Source organism: Klebsiella sp. RIT-PI-d (assembly GCF_001187865.1).
GTDB lineage: Bacteria > Pseudomonadota > Gammaproteobacteria > Enterobacterales > Enterobacteriaceae > Superficieibacter.
Map to the genome: position 1 here is coordinate 2,054,050 of NZ_LGIT01000009.1, position 17,841 is coordinate 2,071,890.

At 54.9% G+C, this 17,841-nt stretch carries 15 protein-coding genes; 3 read left to right on the forward strand and 12 right to left on the reverse strand.

The annotated features are described in order from the left end of the window. Positions 1–31: 31 nt before the first annotated feature. A complete protein-coding gene (locus tag AC791_RS15950; protein WP_049841381.1) occupies positions 32–1,039 on the reverse strand; it encodes a LacI family DNA-binding transcriptional regulator in 1,008 nt (335 codons plus the stop codon). Positions 1,040–1,451: 412 nt separating this feature from the next. Here AC791_RS15950 and AC791_RS15955 point away from each other — a divergent pair, with 412 nt between their 5' ends. Continuing rightward, positions 1,452–2,855, forward strand: coding sequence for an MFS transporter (locus AC791_RS15955; protein ID WP_049841382.1), 1,404 nt, complete (start codon positions 1,452–1,454; stop codon positions 2,853–2,855). Positions 2,856–2,862: 7 nt separating this feature from the next. Next, positions 2,863–4,833: a glycoside hydrolase family 127 protein gene (locus AC791_RS15960; RefSeq protein WP_049841383.1), complete on the forward strand. Its 1,971-nt coding sequence runs from the start codon at positions 2,863–2,865 to the stop codon at positions 4,831–4,833. Between the two features lie 47 nt (positions 4,834–4,880). Here the strand turns inward: AC791_RS15960 and purF are convergent, their stop codons facing one another. The 9 genes from purF to pdxB form a co-directional block, all read right to left on the reverse strand. Beyond that, positions 4,881–6,398, reverse strand: coding sequence for an amidophosphoribosyltransferase (gene purF / locus AC791_RS15965; RefSeq protein WP_049841384.1), 1,518 nt, complete (start codon positions 6,396–6,398; stop codon positions 4,881–4,883). Between the two features lie 33 nt (positions 6,399–6,431). Then, on the reverse strand, positions 6,432–6,920 hold the full coding sequence (gene cvpA / locus AC791_RS15970; RefSeq protein ID WP_049841385.1) for a colicin V production protein: 489 nt from the start codon (positions 6,918–6,920) through the stop codon (positions 6,432–6,434). Between the two features lie 278 nt (positions 6,921–7,198). Next, positions 7,199–7,894 (reverse strand): cell division protein DedD, encoded by a 696-nt coding sequence (dedD, locus tag AC791_RS15975; RefSeq protein WP_049841386.1) that lies wholly within the window; start codon positions 7,892–7,894, stop codon positions 7,199–7,201. Continuing rightward, the gene (gene folC, locus AC791_RS15980; protein ID WP_049841387.1) at positions 7,884–9,152 is read right to left on the reverse strand and encodes a bifunctional tetrahydrofolate synthase/dihydrofolate synthase; all 1,269 of its coding nucleotides are present in this window, start codon (positions 9,150–9,152) and stop codon (positions 7,884–7,886) included. The genes dedD and folC overlap by 11 nt, the downstream gene beginning before the upstream one ends. A 70-nt stretch (positions 9,153–9,222) precedes the next feature. Beyond that, complete coding sequence (gene accD / locus AC791_RS15985; protein ID WP_049841388.1) at positions 9,223–10,137, reverse strand: acetyl-CoA carboxylase, carboxyltransferase subunit beta; 915 nt, start codon at positions 10,135–10,137, stop codon at positions 9,223–9,225. Positions 10,138–10,282: 145 nt separating this feature from the next. Then, entirely contained in the window at positions 10,283–10,942 is a 660-nt protein-coding gene (locus AC791_RS15990; RefSeq protein WP_049841389.1) for a DedA family protein, read from the reverse strand. A gap of 28 nt (positions 10,943–10,970) precedes the next feature. Continuing rightward, entirely contained in the window at positions 10,971–11,783 is an 813-nt protein-coding gene (gene truA / locus AC791_RS15995; RefSeq protein ID WP_049841390.1) for a tRNA pseudouridine(38-40) synthase TruA, read from the reverse strand. Positions 11,784–11,785: 2 nt separating this feature from the next. Next, positions 11,786–12,796: an aspartate-semialdehyde dehydrogenase gene (locus tag AC791_RS16000; RefSeq protein ID WP_049841664.1), complete on the reverse strand. Its 1,011-nt coding sequence runs from the start codon at positions 12,794–12,796 to the stop codon at positions 11,786–11,788. Between the two features lie 62 nt (positions 12,797–12,858). Then, positions 12,859–13,995, reverse strand: a complete 1,137-nt coding sequence (pdxB, locus tag AC791_RS16005) for a 4-phosphoerythronate dehydrogenase PdxB (RefSeq protein ID WP_049841391.1) — start codon at positions 13,993–13,995, stop codon at positions 12,859–12,861. A 107-nt stretch (positions 13,996–14,102) separates the two neighbouring features. Here pdxB and flk point away from each other — a divergent pair, with 107 nt between their 5' ends. Continuing rightward, the gene (flk, locus tag AC791_RS16010) at positions 14,103–15,098 is read left to right on the forward strand and encodes a flagella biosynthesis regulator Flk (protein ID WP_049841392.1); all 996 of its coding nucleotides are present in this window, start codon (positions 14,103–14,105) and stop codon (positions 15,096–15,098) included. Between the two features lie 43 nt (positions 15,099–15,141). Here flk and AC791_RS16015 read toward each other — a convergent pair whose 3' ends face one another. Continuing rightward, complete coding sequence (locus tag AC791_RS16015; RefSeq protein WP_049841393.1) at positions 15,142–16,320, reverse strand: MFS transporter; 1,179 nt, start codon at positions 16,318–16,320, stop codon at positions 15,142–15,144. 182 nt (positions 16,321–16,502) lie between these two features. After that, positions 16,503–17,723 (reverse strand): beta-ketoacyl-ACP synthase I, encoded by a 1,221-nt coding sequence (gene fabB, locus AC791_RS16020; protein WP_049841394.1) that lies wholly within the window; start codon positions 17,721–17,723, stop codon positions 16,503–16,505. Positions 17,724–17,841: the final 118 nt, after the last annotated feature.

The following is a 17,841-nucleotide window of genomic DNA, read 5'->3' on the forward strand; positions in this document are numbered from 1 at the left end:
TCCTTAAAACAAGTATGGCAAGTTTGCCCGCTCAGGTACGCGGGCGTAAAGGCATGACATTCGCGCACGAGCTTTCGCGGATCACCAGTTGAACCGGTAGCAGCAGATTACGTTCCGCGCTGTCGTTTAATAATAAGCGAAATGCATCACGCCCCAGTTCGCGTTTATCAACGGCGACGGTGGTCAGCGGTGGATGCGCCCACGCCGCAGCATCAATGTCATCAAAACCGGCAATCGCGATATCCTCAGGAATATGAAAACCGTGGCGTAGACAAGCTCGCATGGCAATAAGTGCCGCAATGTCGTTACAGGCAAAAATGGCGTCCGGCGGCTCGGGCAGCGCCAGCAGCGTCTCCAGACCCTGCGCCAGCGCCAGTTCGATATCCCGGACCGGCGGCATTTCGACCTGATATTCCTTTGGCAGCGAAATCCCGGCCTCAAATAGCGCTTGCTGATATCCTTCAAGGCGTTGACGAATACTGTAATGGTGCTGTGCGTGGCCTAAGAAAGCTATTTTGCGCCGACCTTGTTCGATCAGATGACGCGTAATCACGAAACCACCGTGATAGTTGTCAGGATTGACGCACGGAAAATCGGCGGCCCACAAGTCGACCAGCGCTACCGGCAGCGAGGTTTTACGTATTTGATCAAGCGTTTGTGTTTCCAGATATCCGGCACAAATCAGCGCATCAGGCTGGTGTAAGGCAATGAGTTCGGCCACGGAATCATCCGGACCGATCGGCTGAAAGCTCATGGCGATATCGTTTTCCCGGCAGCTTTCCGCCACACCCAGCATCACGGTTGAGTAAAAGGGTAGCGCGCTGGCAGCGTTATGGTCCCGGTGCAGCAGAAACAGCAGCCGTTTGAGTTTTCCGCTACGTAATCGACCGAAATCATAGCCTTCAGCCTGGGCTATCGCCAGGATCCGCTGGCGGGTTTCATCGCCCAGCCCTGCCTGTCCTTTTAGCGCCCGGGACACGGCCGCAATAGACACGCCACAAGCCGCGGCAATATCTTTAATTCTGGTTTTCTTGACCATTCCGCTCGCTTTCACCTTTCAGGCGCCCTGTCTTCAACTGATACCGCAATTGCACCTGAGTCGCCAGGCAATAACTAAGAATATCATGCTAACGGCAAAATGGACCAATCGCCCTTCTTCGCAGAGCGACGTGTCTGCCAGAAGTATCACGCTTGCTGATTCTGTTCCCGCGTGAAAGGCGTATTGCAAGCTGGCCCATGCCATCAGACCCTTTATTGTGAAGCAGATCACCATGGAGAATATATTTTTAGTAAAAATAAGATCGCTACCACAATCATTGCCATCGGATATTTACCGTCGTGGCTAAGTAGATCTAGTCTTCATCCGCTTCCATTTTTACTAAAAATTGTCAGAGATAAGTCGTAATGACGTTTTTAACCTTCAAGGTTTGTTAACGCATAAAGGATTGGTTATGACTACTGCTCACGATCTGGACACTGAAATGCAGATAGTTGATGCGAATGAAACGCTCTCTACCCGCGAAAAAATAGGCTATGGATTAGGGGATGCCGGAGGGCACTGCATCTCAGATTTAATCAGCGGCTTCCTGCTGTTTTTTTATACCGATATTTTCGGCCTCAGCCCGGCGATTGTTGGGGCGATGTTTTTGATTCTGCGTATTTTTGACGCTATATCCGATCCGGTTATGGGAGTTATCGCCGACCGTACTCGCAGCCGCTGGGGACGTTTTCGCCCGTGGCAGCTGTGGATCGCCGTACCGCTTGGCATCATCGGTATTCTGACCTTTACCGTGCCAGACCTCAGCCCTAATCTGAAAATTGCCTGGGCCTTTGGCACCTATTTTCTACTTTCGGTCGGCTATACGGCGATCAACGTTCCTTACTGCGCGCTGATCAATGCCATGACCAGCCGCCACGACCAGGTCATGTCCTGCCAGTCATGGCGCTTTGTACTCAGCGGTCTTGCCGGTTTTCTGGTCTCCGTCGGGCTGCCGTGGATGGTGACATTTTTTGGCAAAGGTAATGCCGCAACCGGCTATCAGTATGGCGTAACGATTATTTGTACCGTTGGCGTGGTGATGTTTCTGCTGTGCTTTTTTTGGGTTAAGGAGCGGGTCCCGCTTTCACTGGCGGGAAATTTCACCCTGCGCCAGCATCTGCACGGCCTGCGTAAAAATGATCAGTTGCTGATGATGCTGATCATGTCCTTTTTGCTGGTCAATATTCTGTGTATTCGCGGCGGCGGCTACATGTATTTTATTTCTTACGCCCTCGAAGGCAGTAGCGGTTTTATGTCGCTGTTTTTTGCCATCGTCACCTTTGCGGCGATCCTCGGGGCGGTGATTATCAACCCCCTGTCGCGCCGTATTGATATGGTTAAGCTTTATTTTATGACCAATATCGTGCTGGTGATTTTTGGCGTTTTAATGTGGTTTCTGCCAACCGGCCAACAATATCAAACGCTATGGCTGGTCACTATTTTCATTAACAACGTCGTACTCGGATTTACCCTGCCCCTGCACTTTTCGATCATGGCATTTGCCGATGATTACGGCGAATGGAAAAACGGCGTTCGCTCTTCGGGTATGAATTTCGCGTTTAATCTCTTTTTCATCAAATTATCCTGGGCCTCTTCCGGGGGAATTATCAGCCTGATCCTGATTTTCATTGCCTATCAGCCGGGCCTTGAAAATCAAACTGTGGCTTCGGTTCAGGGTATTACGCTGCTGCAAACGATTGTTCCGGCACTCTTCCATCTGGTGCTGGCGCTCTGCCTGCTTAAGTGCCGTCTGAACGGTCCTATGATGCAACGTATTTCGCACGATCTTCACCAAAGACATTCGCATATTTGCTGAGGTAAACATGATACAGCCAGATGTAATCGAAACGGATTTGAACCGCGTCACCATTACCGATCCTTTCCTGGGGGAATATCAGCGTCTTATTCGTGACGTGGTGATCCCCTATCAGTGGCAGGCATTGAACGACACTATTGCCGGGGCTGAACCCAGTCATGCCCTGGCTAACTACCGCATTGCCGCGGGCGTAGAACAGGGTGAATTCTACGGAATGGTTTTTCAGGATAGCGATGTAACTAAATGGCTCGAAGCGGTTGCCTGGTCACTCTGTCAGAAACCCGATGCGGCGCTTGAGAAAACGGCTGATGAGGTCATCGAATTACTGGCACAGGCGCAGTGTGACGATGGTTACCTGAATACCTGGTATAGCGTTAAAGAGCCGGGCCTGCGCTGGACAAACGTTACCGAATGCCATGAACTGTACTGCGCCGGGCATCTTTTCGAAGCTGCCGTCGCCTTTTTTAACGCCACAGGTAAGCGCCGGCTGCTGGAAATCGCCTGCCGGTTTGCCGATCATATTGCTACTGTTTTTGGTCCCGATGAGGGGCAGCTTCGGGGGTATCCGGGACACCCGGAGGTGGAGCTGGCGTTAATGCGTCTGTATGAAGTCACCGGGCAGCCGCGTTATCAGGCGCTGGCACAATTTTTTCTCGACGAACGCGGCCAACAACCCTGGTACTATGATATTGAATTTGAGAAGCGCGGCGGTACATCCCACTGGGGAGGCTACCTGGGTGAAGCCTGGATGGTAAAGGATAAAGCCTATACTCACGCGCACAAACCGCTGAACCAGCAGGATCGGGCGGTCGGTCATGCCGTGCGCTCTGTCTATCTGATGACCGGGCTGGCCCATCTCGCCCGATTGTCTGGTGATGAGGAAAAGCGTCAGACCTGCCTGCGCATCTGGAATAATATCGTCCAGCGTCGGATGTATATTACCGGCGGTATCGGTTCTCAGGCTATTGGTGAGGCCTTTACCAGCGACTATGATTTGCCGAATGATACCGCCTACGCGGAAAGTTGCGCCTCCATTGGCCTGATGATGTTTGCCCGGCGCATGCTGGAAATGGAAGGCGATGCCTGCTACGCCGATGTCATGGAGCGGGCGTTTTATAATACGGTGCTGGGCGGGATGGCGCTGGACGGTAAACACTTTTTCTACGTCAATCCGCTGGAAACGGTCCCCAAAAGCATTGCGCACAATCATATTTACGATCATGTGAAACCGGTTCGTCAGCGCTGGTTTGGCTGTGCCTGCTGTCCGCCGAATATTGCGCGTACGCTGGTTGCTATCGGTCATTATGTCTTTACCCCCCGTGCGGATGCGCTGTTTATTAATTTCTATGCCGGCAGCAAGGCGCAATTTGACGTTAATAATCAAACGCTGGCGCTGGAAATCAGCGGCAATTATCCGTGGGATGACCATATCACGTTGACCTTTAGCCACGATCGCCCCGTACAGCACACGCTGGCGCTGCGCCTGCCGGAATGGTGCGACGATCCGCAGATCCAGCTTAATGGTAACGCAGCGGCAGGTGAGCGGATCAAAGGCTACTGGCACATGCATCGCCAGTGGCAGCAGGGAGACGTCATTACACTGCATCTGCCAATGAAAGCCAGACGCGTTTATGGCAACCCACAGCTCCGCCATACGGCGGGGAAAGTGGCGGTGCAGCGCGGACCGCTAATTTATTGTCTGGAAGAAGCCGATAATGGGGCCTGTCTGCATAATCTGGCGTTACCGCCACAAAGCGCATTCAGGGAGCTTAACGGCGTGGGCATTTTGCGGGGGAAAGTTATCCTGCAGGCAGAAGGCGCACGCGTGATGACCCCGACAGAGGATTGTCCGCTTTACAGTTTTGATAACCCGCCGGCTGCCACGGAGCAACAGACGCTAACGTTTATTCCGTGGTTTAGCTGGGCGAACCGGGGCGAAGGGGAAATGCGGATTTGGGTAGACGAAGCCCGATCCTGAAAACAAAACGCCGGGCATTGCCCGGCGTTTAACCTCTGATGTGAGAGTTACCCCTCGTTATGCATCTCAAGACTTTCCAGCTCGTTCTGTAACTGTATTACTTTGGTGTCATCGTTACGCAGCGAGTCCAGATAATCGAGATATTGCTGGTTAACGTCTTTGGTCACATAAATCCCGTTAAATACCGAGCATTCAAACTGCTGGATTTCCGGGTTTTCTGCGCGTACGGCGTCAATCAGATCGTCCAGATCCTGGAAAATCAGCCCGTCTGCGCCGATGATTTGCCGAATTTCGTCAACTTCGCGTCCGTGAGCAATCAGTTCGGTGGCGCTCGGCATATCAATGCCGTAAACGTTAGGGAAGCGGATTTCCGGTGCGGCAGAAGCGAGATACACTTTCTTAGCACCGGCTTCACGCGCCATTTCGATGATCTGCTCAGAAGTCGTTCCGCGCACGATGGAGTCATCTACCAGCAGGACGTTCTTATCGCGAAACTCAGCCCGGTTGGCGTTCAGCTTGCGGCGCACTGATTTACGGCGCAGTTGCTGTCCCGGCATAATAAAGGTCCGGCCAACGTAGCGATTTTTGACAAATCCCTGACGATAAGGCTTATCCAGAATACGGGCGATCTCCAGCGCGATGTCGCAGGACGTTTCCGGGATGGGGATCACCACGTCGATATCCAGATCTTCCCACTCGCGCGCGATTTTCTCGCCGAGCTTCGTGCCCATATTTACGCGGGCGCTGTAGACCGAAATTTTGTCGATAAAAGAGTCCGGGCGGGCAAAATAAACGTATTCAAACAGGCACGGATTGCTGACCGGATGGTCGGCGCACTGGCGGGTAAAAAGCTGGCCTTTTTCAGTGATATAGACCGCTTCGCCGGGCGCAACATCCCGCAGAAACTCAAAGCCCAGGGTGTCCAGCGCCACGCTTTCGGAGGCAACCATATACTCAATACGGCCGTCGCCGATTTCGCGCTTGCCCAGCACCAGCGGGCGGATACCGTTAGGATCGCGGAAGGCAACCATACCGTGACCGATAATCATCGCCACGCACGCATAGGCTCCACGAATGAGCCGGTTAGTTGCGGCAATGGCGGCAAATATGTTGTCTGCTTCCAGCGGATAGTGGCGGAAATTATCCAGCTCGCTGGCAAACACGTTAAGCAGAACTTCAGAATCAGAGGTGGTGTTGATGTGACGGCGCTTCTCTTCGAACAGCTTCTTGCGCAGTTCGTGCGCATTCGTCAGGTTGCCGTTGTGCGCAAGCGTAATACCGTACGGAGAGTTAACGTAGAAAGGCTGCGCTTCAGAAGCACTGGAGCTGCCAGCAGTAGGATAACGGACATGGCCGATCCCCATATTACCCTGCATGCGCTGCATGTGACGTGCTTCAAACACGTCGCTGACCAGACCATTCGCTTTACGTAAACGAAAGCCGTTATTCGCATCAATGGTAATGATGCCTGCGGCATCCTGCCCGCGGTGCTGAAGCACCGTTAATGCGTCATAAATAGACTGGTTGACCGGCATGACACCGGCGATACCGACAATACCGCACATACGTCTTTTCCTCGTTAAGCCACATCGCAGAGCTTATGCCCTGGGCAAGAAACTTGACGAACTTTGCAGATAATCAAAAAACCATCTGATGATGAAACTGAATTGCGGAATGAGCTGCGATTTTTGCCAGTCTTCGCTTTTCGGCATGCCGGTAAAGGTATCAAGAAAGAACAGAATGGCAGCGACGATCAGCACCCCACGCAGAGCACCGAAGCAGATCCCCAACACCCTGTCTGTACCCGACAGGCCGGTTTTCTCCACCAGCTGACCTATCACGAAGTTGACGATAGCGCCGACGATAAGTGTCGCGATAAACAGTATCGCGATGGCAATCCCATTTCGAACCAGTTCGTCTTCAAAGCCCGTAAACCAGACTGACAGGTAAGTGTAGTAATGACTGGCAACAAAGAAAGCACATCCCCATGTTACCAGCGATAACGCTTCACGAACAAAACCACGGATCAGGCTCACCAGACAGGAAAAGCCAACTACCGCAATAATAGCGTAATCAATCCAGACCATATATGTCCCACGATTTACGCCCTGTCATCCAGTTGGGGCGCATTCTAACAGAAAAAGAAAACGTTTGCGTAGGGATTTCCTTTCCCTGCTCAAATAAAAATGGCGCTGAAAAAAGATTCAACGCCATCACCCGATTGGGGTTGTGAAAGTGTATTCACACCGCCATTTTATCCATTTCTGCGTGCGTTCCGGTGCCAGAATGTGCTCATTTCGTGAGGGAAATGAGGGCATTGCACCAGGACGTTCCACCCTCACCCTGAGGGTGAAAAGACGCAAATCTAGTTCACACTATAATTCATCACCACACCGTTCAGCCCCGATAGCTGATTCAGTTCGCCCAGCGAACTTTTAAGCTTGTCTTTCGATGCGTCCGGCCCGACCAGAATGCGGGTAATTTTACCCTGTACTGGCGTCGAAGGCGATGTATAAACCCTGTAGCCTGCACCGCGAAGCTTACCGACAATTTCGTTAACTTTATCGGCATTTTTTAATGCGCCAAGCTGAACGACCCAGGCTTTTCCGGTCGGCGCAGGTTTCTGCTCTGCCACCGGCTTCGCTGCCGCAGGCGGGGTTTCGCTGGCCGCGGCTAATTGCTCGCTGGCCTTATCACGCTGCGGTTTTGGCTGCGGCTTTTCGGCTGTTTTCGGCTTTGGTCGATCGGGCTGCACCGGGATCTGATCGATATCTGCGCCGCTATTCGCCGCCAGACGCGACGGGTCCAGCGTGGGCGCTGCAGCATCCCCCGCCCTTATCTCTTCAGCTGCCCCTTCAGGCGGCTGCGCCGGTAACGCCTGCGTGGCCGCCGGCAGCATATCGGGTTCATCACGATCGCCTGCTTTAGGGACCAGCGGGATTGCGGCAAACTCATCCTGATAATGTTTTTTCTGCCCGTCAAGCAGGCCAGGGAGAACGATCACGCCCAGCGCGACCAACACAATCGTGCCGACTAAACGGTTCTGAAACTTACTTGCCACCGGAACTCCCCACCTCTAATTCTTCCATTACGTGCGCTACCGTGTGGAATGAGCCACACACCAGCACGGTGTCTTCTGGCCGTGCATTCGCCAGTGCTGCCTGCCATGCCTTACCGACGCTGGAATAGCGTTTGCTGTCGGCTAAATACTGCTGTAATTGCTCAGCCGTGGCACCGCGCGGCCCTTCCAGCGGTGCGCAATACCAGTCGTCCACAACCTCAGCAAGACAGGCCAGCGTTCCGGCAATGTCTTTATCATGCAGCATACCAACGACCGCCAGCACGCGCCCTGTTTTTGGCAGCATTTTGAGACGCCCGGCTAAATATGCCGCCGCGTGCGGGTTATGCGCCACGTCCAGGATCACCCGCGGTGATTCACCGATCGTCTGAAAACGTCCCGGCAGAATGGCGCTGGCAATACCCTCACGGATCGCCCGCTCGCTAACGTCAAGCTGGCTGGCACGCAGCGCCGCCAGCGCAGTGGCCGCATTGGGCTGCGGCACCTGAGGCAGCGGAAGCGCGTCGAGTTCACCCTGGGCATCGGTAAAATGCCAGCCGTCGGCGCTGACCTCATAATGCCAGTCAACGCCGCGGCGCATTAACGTCGCGCCTTTCTCTCCTGCTACCGCAGCAATAGCGTGCGGCATATCCGGCTCGCCAACGATCGCAGGCTTGCCCGGGCGGAAAATCCCGGCTTTTTCACGTCCGATACTTTCACGATCAGGCCCCAGCCAGTCAGTATGATCGAGTGCAATGCTGGTGACTACCGAGACGTCGGCATCGACCAGATTAGTTGCATCAAGACGCCCGCCCAGACCGACTTCGAGAATAACTACATCAAGCTGCGCCTGTTTGAACAGCCACAGCGCCGACAGGGTGCCGTATTCAAAATAGGTCAGCGAGATTTCCCGCCGCGCGGCTTCTATCGCCGCGAATGATGCTGTATGTGCCGCTTCCGACAATTCAGCTCCCTGTACCCGCACCCGTTCGGTGTAGCGTACCAGATGCGGTGAACTATAGACGCCGGTTTTGTATCCCGCCGCCATCAGAATAGCTTCCAGCGTGCGGCAGGTAGTGCCTTTACCGTTGGTGCCTGCAACGGTAAAGACGAACGGCGCAGGACGCTGCACATTCAGACGCGCAGCCACCTCAGCGATACGCGCCAGCCCTAAATCAATAGTCTTCGCGTGCAGATTTTCCAGATAAGAAAGCCACGCCGCCAGAGGCGACGTGGCGTCAGGGATAAGATCGTTTTCCATGATGTCCGCAACGTTTAACGGTAAGAGAAAGCAAAAGGGCAGCGCCGACTGGCCCTGCCCTTGTGCATTATCAGGCCTCGATTTCCTGATCCGGTACCGGCGGTACCACCACGTCTTCACGCGGTAAGTCCGGGTCGGGGGACGGAAGATTCATCAGCTTCGCCAGAATACTGGCCAGCTTCAGACGCATCTCCGGACGGCGGACGATCATATCAATCGCGCCTTTTTCAATCAGGAACTCACTGCGCTGGAAGCCCGGCGGCAGTTTCTCGCGTACGGTCTGCTCAATAACGCGAGGTCCGGCAAACCCGATCAGGGCTTTCGGCTCGGCAATATTGAGATCGCCCAGCATGGCGAAACTTGCTGAAACGCCGCCCATTGTTGGGTCAGTCAGCACAGAAATATACGGCAGACCGCGTTCCTGCATTTTCGCCAGCGCCGCAGAGGTTTTCGCCATCTGCATCAGCGACATCAATGCTTCCTGCATACGCGCGCCACCCGACGCGGAGAAGCAGATCAGCGGGCAGTTATCTTCCAGCGCCTGTTCGACCGCACGCACAAAGCGCGCACCGACGACGGAGCCCATTGAGCCACCCATAAAGGCGAACTCAAATGCTACCGCCACGACCGGCATGTCATACAGCGTGCCTTTCATAACAACCAGCGCGTCTTTTTCATCCGTCTCTTTTTGCGCGGTCGCCAGACGATCTTTGTACTTTTTGGAATCTTTGAACTTCAGTATATCTTTCGGCTCAAGCTCACTTCCCAGCTCGACCAGCGACCCTTCGTCCAGCAGGCTATGCAGGCGATTACGCGCTGACATACGCATGTGGTGGTCACACTTAGGACATACTTCAAGATTGCGCTCCAGCTCGGCACGATAGAGTACCTGACCACAGCTGTCGCACTTCGTCCACACCCCTTCAGGGATACTGGCCTTGCGGGTGGGCGTGATGTTACTTTTAATTCGTTCAATCCAGCTCATTGATAACCTTTCTGCCTGAACCTGGCCGATGCCAGTTTTGTCAGCCGGGGTGTCATTTCAACCCCGTCTGACCATGAATGTTGCACATTAAAACATAACGGTTCGCAAGTTGGGACAAAAAAGTGGTCGAACCGCCGTTACTCTCTTACTTCACCTGCTTTGCTGCCGCGCGCTTATGGCGAATAATTTCAACAACGCCTGGCAGGACCGAAAGCACAATAATCGCTACAATCAGTAACTTAAGGTTTTCCTGCACCACGGGAAGATCGCCAAACAAGTATCCGGCGTAGGTGAAAAGAAGAACCCACAGCAGCGCACCGGCTACGTTATATGCCGCAAAATGACGATACGACATATGGCCCATTCCTGCCACAAACGGCGCAAATGTTCTGACGATGGGCACAAAGCGCGCAAGAATAATCGTCTTGCCACCGTGTTTGTCATAGAACGCATGCGTTTTGTCCAGATAGCTGCGGCGAAAGATTTTCGAGTTCGGGTTACTGAACAGCTTATCGCCGAACAGTCGCCCAATCGTATAGTTCACCGCATCACCCAATATGGCGGCAATAATCATCAGTACGACCATCAGATGCACGTTCATATCATTGCCCGGCAGCGCGGAAATGGCGCCGGCGACAAACAGCAGAGAATCACCCGGCAGAAACGGCGTGACGACTAAACCGGTTTCGCAAAACAGGATCAAAAAAAGAATGGCGTAGACCCAGATGCCATATTCGGCCACCAGCTGTGCCAGATGCACATCAATATGCAGAATAAAATCAATCAGGAAGTAAATCAGATCCATAGGATTATATGCCTTTATACAATCGTGTTTAGTCCGCTAAAAACAGCGGGCCCATCGGCGTAACCGGCAGGTCGAAGTGCCCGGGGTAATCTACCGCCACCAGGTACAATCCTTCCGCTTTCGCCGTTGCTGCCGCCAGATTCCTGTCCTTTGCAGCAAGCAGTTCTGCTATCCAGCTCTCTGGCCGATTGTTTGCGCCGACTTCCATCAAACTGCCGACGATGTTCCTTACCATATGATGCACAAAGGCATTCGCTTTGATATCCACCACCACGTAAGCGCCGACACGCTCGACGTTAATATGCATGACGTTACGCCACGGCGTACGCGACTGACAGTGCACCGCCCGAAAAGAGGTAAAGTCATTTTCACCCAATAGCGCCTGGGCGGCACGATGCATCCGGTCAGCGTCCAGCGGCAGATAATAGTGGGTAACACCCCGGCCTAATACTGCCGGACGTAAGCGATGATTGTAGATCACATAACGATAACGGCGTGCCGTTGCGTTAAAACGGGCGTGAAAATCATCGGCGACATGTTTTACCCAACGCACGGCAATGTCACCAGGCAAATTCGCATTTACGCCCAGCGTCCACGCCGCGTCCTGGCGAACGGCGTGAGTTTCAAAATGCACCACCTGCCCGGTAGCGTGCACGCCCGCGTCAGTACGCCCGGCGCAAAAAACGTTGATCGTCTCGTTAGCGACCTGAGAGAGCGCTTTTTCCAGCTTCTCCTGAACGCTGCGCACTTCATTTTGCCGCTGCCAGCCGTAGTATTTGCTGCCGTCGTATTCAATGCCGAGCGCGATCCTCATGAGCGGTTGCTGTAACACCTCCGTCATGATTACAGATACTCCTGCACCAGTTTCTCAGCGATTTTCACCGCCATCAGCGCGCCGCCAAAACGCACGTTATCGGCAACGGACCAGAACTGAACCTGCTCCGGCATTCCGTAATCATTACGCACGCAGCCTACTGCGAGATGGGCACTGCCCGAGGCGTCGCCGACCTGAGTAGGGAAATCGTTCTCGTCAGACAGAACAATGTCTTCCCCGCGAGCCAGGGCGTCGCGCGCCTCTTCGGCCGCCAGCGGGCGCAGCGCTTCAAAGTTCACCATCTGCGCGTGACCGTAAAATACCGATGTACGCACACAGCTGGCGGAGATCATCAGCCCGTCGTCCTGCAGAATTTTACGCACCTGATCGACGATAATCTGCTCTTCCCGCACCACGCCTTCGCGATTTGGCACAAACGGCATCATGTTAAAGGCCAGCTGACGACCAAAGAAGTCGTCCTCGTCAATTGGAATGCCGTTCAACAATTTGGCGCTCTGCCCTGCCAGCGCATCAACCGCTTTTTTGCCCTGCGCCGAGGCAGAGAGCAGGCTGGTTACGGTGATACGTGACAGTCCGCCGTCGTCGATGAGCGGCTTAAGCGCGATCAACAGTTGACTGGTGAGGCTATCCGGGACTGCGATAATATTGCGGTTACGGTAGTCGGCCAGCACAAACGGATTGACGTCAGGCACCACCAGCGGCACATCTGGCTCCAGCGCAAACAGACCGCTGGTGTCGATGACCAGGCAACCTGCATTTACCGCCTCTTCGGCATACGCTGCCGCGGCTTCGGTTCCGGCAACGAAAAAAGCCAGCTGCACTTGCGTCCAGTCAAAGTCAGCCGCATCTTCTACGCGCACCGTTTTCCCGCCGTAGCGCAGAGCGTCACCGGCATTTTCATTGCGCCCGAGAGCGTAAAGTTCGCCTACCGGAAATTCACGGTCGGCAAGTGTTTCAAGCAACGCTTCGCCGACGGTACCCGTAGCGCCGAGGACGGCAATATTCCAGCCTTCTGACATCATGATTTACTCCAGAAATAGCGACACTCCCCGCCTCATCAGGCAGGGAGCCAAAAACAGGATTAACGAATGGGGTGATGAACGGCGTTGAAGCCCAGTTTATGCAGCAGCGTCGCCGCGTCGGCATCATCGCACTGCACATATAATGAAGACCACTCCCGGCGCTCAAGATAATTTTTACGCAGCTTGTCGAACTCACCCGGTACGCCTGCTACTTTTCGCAGCGGCGCATCGTCGCGGCGCACATCATACACCAAATGTACCAGCCTTTTTAGCGTCGCTTGATCGACGGGTCCCTGGAGCGTGATGCGCCCAAATTCCGGAGCGGGGAGCAGCGTTGCCAGGGCGACCTGCTGCGGCTGACCGCTGAACTGGCTAAAAGCCTCAAAAACCTGAGTAGTACCGCGTGCTTTTCCCTCAAGCGTATAGCCTGCGATGTGCGGAGTACCGATATCCACGCGCTCCAGCAGTTCCTTCAGCAGTTCCGGCTCCGGCTCCCAGACGTCGAGTACGACGCTCAGCATCTGACCGTCATGCAAACGGTTTAACAGCGCGACGTTGTCCACCACTGGCCCCCGGCAGGCGTTGATCAGAATAGTACCCGGTTTAAGGCGACGCAGAAGCGCATCGTCGGCGAGATGCAGCGTTTTATACGGTCCGTCCAGATAAAGCGGCGTATGAAAGGTCAGCACGTCGGCTTCCCGAACCAGGTCTTCCAGCGGCAGGAAATCGCCTTCTTCGCCCTGCGCCGCGCGCGGCGGATCGCATAACAGCGTACGTACGCCCAGCGCAGTAAGGCGCTCTGCCAGGCGTCGCCCAACGTTGCCGACCCCTACAATACCAACGGTGCGATCGGTCAGGTTAAACCCGTCACGCTCTGCCAGCATCAGTAATGAGGAGAATACATACTCGACAACGGCAATGGCATTACAGCCTGGCGCTGCCGAGAAACCAATGCCGGCTTGGGTCAGCCATGCTTCATCAACGTGGTCTGTGCCAGCCGTGGCGGTGCCAACAAATTTAATCCCCTGCCCCGCCAGCAGCGCTTCATTGACCTTCGTGACCGAACGGACCATCAGGGCGTCTGCCCCCGCCAGTTCCGCTACCGGGATTGGACGTCCCGGCACCGCGGTTACCTCGCCCAGACGGCTAAACAGTTCACGCGCGTAGGGCATATTTTCATCAACGAGGATTTTCACGATAAAGTACCTGTCTGAAACGAGAGATCGTCCGGCAAGTGTGCCATAATCCCGCCGCCAGGCATACTCGCAAACCTGGTTCAGCATGATGACACTAAGGAACCAGAATGACGCAACCCATCTCAGGTCTGCCCACTCGCCCTCCGGGCGACGGTCTTGCCGCCCCTTCAGCCGCCGGGGAACAGCCGCTGTCAACCCAGCAACGCACCGTGCTGGAGCGATTGATCACCCGTCTGATTGCGCTGACCCGTCAGCAGAGCGCTGAAGTGTGGGCCGGGATGAAGCACGATCTGGGCCTGAAAAATGAGATGCCGCTGTTATCGCGCCATTTTCCTGCGGCTGAACAAAATTTAACTCAGCGGCTCGATACGGCCCAGCAAAGCCACAGTCATCGTCAAACGCTGGCGCAATTAACTGAACTGTTGAATCTTGGCAATAATCGCCAGGCCGTCAGCGATTTTATCCGCCAGCAGTACGGGCAAACGGCGCTTAGCCAGCTTACGCCCGAGCAGCTTAAAGGCGTGCTGACGCTGCTGCAAAATAATGAATTGTCGATCCCTCAGCCGCAGCAGCGTCCGGCCACCGATCGTTCATTGCTGCCCGCAGAGCATAATACCCTGAATCAGCTGGTGACAAAGCTGGCGGCGGCGACCGGTGAGTCCGGCAAGCTTATCTGGCAGTCGATGCTGGAGCTATCCGGGGTGAAAACCGGGGAGCTGATCCCGGCCAAACAGTTTACGCATCTGGTGACCTGGCTACAGGCGCGCCAGACGCTAAGTACACAGCCAGCGCCAACGCTGCATACCCTGCAGGCAGCCCTGAAGCAGCCGCTGGAATCGCAGGAGTGGGATGCTCTTCAGGATTATGCCCGGCAGAACTGGCAGGTAACGCCACAGTCAATACTGACCACGGCGCAGGTGCAGGATCTTCTCAATCAGCTGTTTTTACGTCGGGTAGAACATCCGCAGGATATCCGCGACCCTCAGCCCATCCATCGTCCTTTTGCACCGTTATACGACAGCGTAAAGGCGATGTCGGCAAGGCCCGGCCTGATGCTAATCGCTCTCGTAGTTGCGTTATTTATCGTATGGCTGGTTCTTTAAGATTATTCGCTGCGGTGGCTGATACCGTTCTCAGCCACACGCTTTACCGCCTGCGAAATGAGATCAGCGTGACCAGCATCCCGGCAATAGCAGAGATGGCCCCGGCAAGAAAAACCGACGGATAGCCCCACGACGTCGCCAGTATGCCCGCCAGCGGCCCGGTTAACCCCATCGCAATATCCTGAAAAGCCGCATAGCCGCCCAGGGCGGTACCACGAACCTGCGCCGGTACCCGTTTCACCACTTCAACGCCGAGCGCCGGGAAAATGAGTGAACATCCGGCGCCAGTCAGTGCGGCACCGGCCATGGCGACCCAGGCATCGGGCGCGAGCCACAAGATTATCAACCCAGCGGTTTCTACCAGCAGGGAACAAACCGCCACCCTGACACCGCCAAAACGATCGGGCATCCAGCCAAAGGCTATTCGTACCAGTACAAATGCGCCACCAAAGGCGGTCAGCGTGAAACCGGCCATCGACCAGCCATTGCTGACAAAATAGAGCGAAATAAAGGTGCTGATCGCCGCGAAACCGACGCCCTGAAGCGCAAGCCCCAGTCCGGGTTTCCAGATCAGACCGATGACGCTCCACAGTGAAGGTCGTTCCCCACCGTGTGCCGGCACATTGCGTACCGAGCCGTTAACGGCCCAGGCCAGCAGCGGTAATGCCATTGTGACCAGTGCCAGCACGGCGAAACCATAGTTGTGGTGAATGTACAGTCCTGACGGTGCCCCGGCGGCCAGCGCGCCAAAAATCGCCATCCCGTTCCAGGACATGACTTTACCCGAGCGCGCGGGACCGACCAGCCCCATCCCCCAGGTCAGCGTGCCGGTCAATAGCTGGCTTTCACCAAAGCCCAGAATCAGACGTCCGGCGATCAGCAGCGCGAACTTCACCAGCGGTGCGACCGGGAGAATCGCTGCCAGCAGCCAGGCTCCTCCCGCTAACGCACAGGCAAACATCCCCTGCATCACCGAGCGTTTCGCACCGTACTGATCGGCCAGACGCCCGGCATAACCCCGGGTTAATACCGTTGCCAGAAACTGAATGCCAACCGCAAGGCCTACCATCGTATTGCCGTAACCTAACTCCTGATGCACAAAAAGCGGAATAACCGGCAGCGGAATGCCGACGGTCATGTAGGTGAGGAAAACGGCAAAGGCGATGCGGAACAGCGGGACATCTCCCGTCCCCGGGGCGGCTTTAGAGGTTACAGATGACATGCATAACTCCACAGGCGACGTCGTTGGGCGCGGCATCGCTGCTGCTGAAAGTAAAAGGTTATCCGCTGAGTTAACGCTGGATAATGCCATACAGGCCAGCAATCTCTGTAGCTGGCTGCGCCCAAAATGCAAAAAAACTGGCTACGTACTTCAGCCAGTTTATTTTGTGACCAACATTTCGATTACGCTTTTAGCTTACGCATCACCAGCGTTGCGTTGGTGCCGCCGAAGCCGAAGCTGTTAGACATAACAGTCGTCAGCTCACGTTCGGTTGGCTCGGTCACAATGTTCAGACCCGCAGCCTGCTCGTCCAGCTCGTCAATGTTAATGCTTGGCGCGATAAAGCCGTGCTCCAGCATCAGCAGCGAGTAGATAGCTTCCTGTACGCCAGCCGCACCCAGAGAGTGGCCGGTCATTGCTTTGGTCGCAGAAATAGCCGGAGAGTGCTCGCCGAACACTTCACGGATTGCACCCAGCTCTTTCACGTCGCCTACCGGCGTAGAGGTGCCGTGTGAGTTCAGGTAATCAACCGGAGCGTCGAGATCCTGCATCGCCATCTTCATGCAGCGCACTGCGCCCTCACCTGACGGAGCAACCATGTCGGCACCGTCGGACGTTGCACCATAACCAACAATTTCTGCATAGATATGCGCGCCGCGGGCCAGAGCGTGCTCCAGCTCTTCAACAACGACCATTCCGCCGCCGCCAGCAATGACAAAACCGTCGCGGTGAGTGTCATAGGTACGGGATGCTTTTTCCGGGTTGTCGTTATATCTCGTTGACAGCGCACCCATTGCGTCAAATTCGCAGGACATTTCCCAGCACAGTTCTTCACCGCCGCCAGCAAATACGATGTCTTGTTTACCCAGTTGGATCTGCTCTACCGCATTACCGATGCAGTGTGCAGAAGTCGCACAGGCGGAGCTGATAGAGTAATTGACGCCGTGGATTTTGAACGGCGTGGCGAGACAGGCTGACACGCCAGACGCCATCGCTTTGGTCACCACGTACGGACCGACACCTTTCAGGCCACGCGGACCGCGCATGGCATCAGCGCCGAATACCTGGAATCGCGGAGAGCCGCCGCCAGAACCCGCAATCAGGCCCACGCGCGGATTATTCTGGTAAACCTCTTCAGAGAGACCGGCATCAGCCACAGCCTGCTCCATAGAGAGAAAAGCATAAATAGAAGCGTCGCTCATGAAACGTACAATTTTACGATCGATGAGACCAGTGGTATCCAGTTTTACGTTGCCCCAAACATGGCTACGCAGGCCGGCGTCCTTCAGCTCCTGAGAGAAAGTGATCCCTGAACGTCCTTCACGCAGGGATGCCAGGACTTCCTGCTGGTTATTACCTATGCTGGAAACAATGCCCAAGCCAGTAATCACTGCACGTTTCATTCAATACCTCTGTAAGTGCACTATGATAAGTTTCGAATCGCACAATAGCGTACACTTGTACGCCGAACAAGTCCGATCAGCCAAATTATGCCGAAATTTGCTCCGGCACGCACACATC